This is a genomic window from Aquimarina sp. I32.4, from assembly GCF_002924285.1.
GTDB lineage: Bacteria > Bacteroidota > Bacteroidia > Flavobacteriales > Flavobacteriaceae > Aquimarina.
In genome coordinates this window covers 1-2,282 of the sequence record NZ_PGUB01000216.1, presented here as the reverse complement: position 1 = coordinate 2,282, position 2,282 = coordinate 1, and the positions used below count along the sequence as shown (strand labels likewise).

The window sequence follows — 2,282 nt, the reverse complement described above, 5'->3', positions numbered from 1 at the left end:
TGATATTAAACACCAATTCCTTTGGGGCTAGCCCCAAAGGAATTGAAACAACAGACAGAGTTTAATTTACAGATCCGATTACTCTTGTTTTATAGGGGTCAAAACAGATCATTAGTAAGCTCTGTTATTATATATGAATTACCTCTTGAAACAATTTTAACGTCAGTAAGTACTTCTTTATTCATATTGATAAATGAAACTCTATAAATATCTATTTTTTTTGTTTTTAAAACTTTTAATGTATTTAAATCAAATTTGCCATAATCTTGAGCGTCAATAATTGCATTATAATCTAATTTATTGAGAACATTAATTAATTCCTCAGATAAATATTCCCTAAACACACATGTATTAGTATGCTCATTCAAATCTCTCAAATACTTTGTGTAAAAGCTTTTTATAAAATCAATTTGATCAGTTTTAGAAAACTGGTCTTTTAATTCCTTTTTTACAATTGAAGTATCGTCGGAATGCCCATTATCATTTTTTTGATTGCCTTTACATGAAATTATGAAAAACGCAAAAAAAGAAATAACTAAAAGTTTAAAATCTGTATTTATTCCCATCGGTAAGTTTTATAATTTGGTTCTGCTTTCCTGTAGGCTCTACCAGGATAAAAATAGTTCTGAACAAAATCAGAAACCCAGTTTTTACCATTATACATCTGTATATGACCAGCTTTGTGCCCTGAAAAAGATTCTATAACAACTATGTCTCCTTTTTTATAATCTCCATTAGACACTTCTATAAATCCTTTATGAAGTAAAAATGGTCCATAATTACACGCATAATTAGGCCTTTGTTCAATTTCAGTTGCTCCCCATGTTTTCATTCCACCATTTTCTAATGCCCATCTAACATATTTAGCACAATACCCTACAGCTGTATCATTAGCTCCTGCTCTTTTATTTAATCCTTCAATTGCTTTATTTAAATCAAGCCCTTCCTTTTTATTTTCTATCAATTCTTGCGCTTCAGGCTCTTTAATTCCAAACTTTTTTAAAAACCCAGGTTCTAAATGTAAATCTGATTGTCCTGCTAACTCTTCAGCAAGAAATTTATCATACGCTTCCCATTGTTTTACTCTAGCGTTATGTATAGCATCTTTTATTTCTGACCTCTTTGTAAGTCCTTTCGTTGGTCCTTGATTTTCATATCTTCCAGGTGTAAAACTAGCCCAAGTATGTGATGCACATTCTTCTATTGCCCTGGTTACAAAACCATTTAGCAAATAGTTTAGTTGATTTTTTGCTTTATATCCATGTATTAATAAGGCAATACAAAATTCATCTTGAGATTTTGGTGAGAAATCCTTAATCCCGTACTTTTTAACAAAGTTTCTGTTTTCGTTTCTACCTGCTTTTTTATGATCTTTTACTACATGACCATTATAATCCCACCACGTTTCTTTCATAATTTGATATGACCCAGCCGCTGTACTGTGAACTTTTGTCCCATCTTTTTTAGTGTACCAATAGATAGGTTTTTCTGGATGTGTAGACATATCTGAATATTTCCTTTCTTTACTGGTTTCTGTATCTGAGGAGAATTGATAAAGAGATTTTAAAACCACAACACTACTGTACTGCTGTGGTTTTTTATATATTGTATTGCTTACTCATACCGCCACTAAGCACAGATTAGCGGTAGCAAGGGCCAGCGTGAGGAAATTAAATTGACATTGTTATTAAATACCATACTCCATATTCTCAACCTTAATGCCTTTAACTGGAATTTCAATGATTTTCTCTGTCTTACGATCAGCGCGCCAAGCTTTTAATATTTTGGTTAAAAACTCTTCTTCTTCGTATTTAGCAATTGCTATTATTTCTTCATCTTGTTTTCCATCTTTGAAACAGAAATGATAATATAAATTATCAGTTTCCAATAATTTTTCCTTTGTCAAGTCTAATAAATCAATAATTTTAAATAGTTTTTGATTTTCTTTCTGTTCTTCGAATAAAATATATTTAGTCTTGTCCCCTTTACCTCTGACATTTGTTATAGAATAATTCTTACCATTAAAAGTCTCTCCTATAGTACCACCACCTGAATGATACCCCTTAAAATCTTCAATTTCATTAATATCTGAATAAACTTTACCAATTAATTTATTTTTTAAATTATTAGTTAGGTTTTCTTGAAATTCTGTTTTCTCATTTTTCTCTATCTTTACAGAAGAATGTTTTTTTTGTTGATTAAAAGAGGCTTAGTTATGATTTGTATATGTTTTATCTTAGCCTAAATTTTATTTTTGATGATTCCTGAAGATTTCAAAGACT

Annotated in this window: 3 protein-coding genes; all 3 read right to left on the bottom strand. The window is 30.2% G+C overall.

Going from position 1 to position 2,282, the window contains the following annotated elements:
- Positions 1-98: 98 nt before the first annotated feature.
- Positions 99-566 carry a hypothetical protein gene (locus CVD18_RS22045; RefSeq protein ID WP_103867606.1) on the bottom strand — a complete coding sequence of 156 codons (468 nt, stop codon included), beginning with the start codon at positions 564-566 and terminating at the stop codon, positions 99-101.
- Positions 557-1,573: a hypothetical protein gene (locus CVD18_RS23025; protein WP_199185130.1), complete on the bottom strand. Its 1,017-nt coding sequence runs from the start codon at positions 1,571-1,573 to the stop codon at positions 557-559. Before CVD18_RS23025 ends, CVD18_RS22045 begins: the two co-directional genes overlap by 10 nt.
- Before the next feature lie 114 nt (positions 1,574-1,687).
- Positions 1,688-1,888 (bottom strand): hypothetical protein, encoded by a 201-nt coding sequence (locus CVD18_RS22035; RefSeq protein WP_103867605.1) that lies wholly within the window; start codon positions 1,886-1,888, stop codon positions 1,688-1,690.
- Positions 1,889-2,282: the final 394 nt, after the last annotated feature.

Bases quoted from the DNA above. Each gene is read 5' to 3' on its own strand.
- CVD18_RS22045 (WP_103867606.1), bottom strand. From the start codon at position 566: ATGGGAATAAATACAGATTTTAAACTTTTAGTTATTTCTTTTTTTGCG.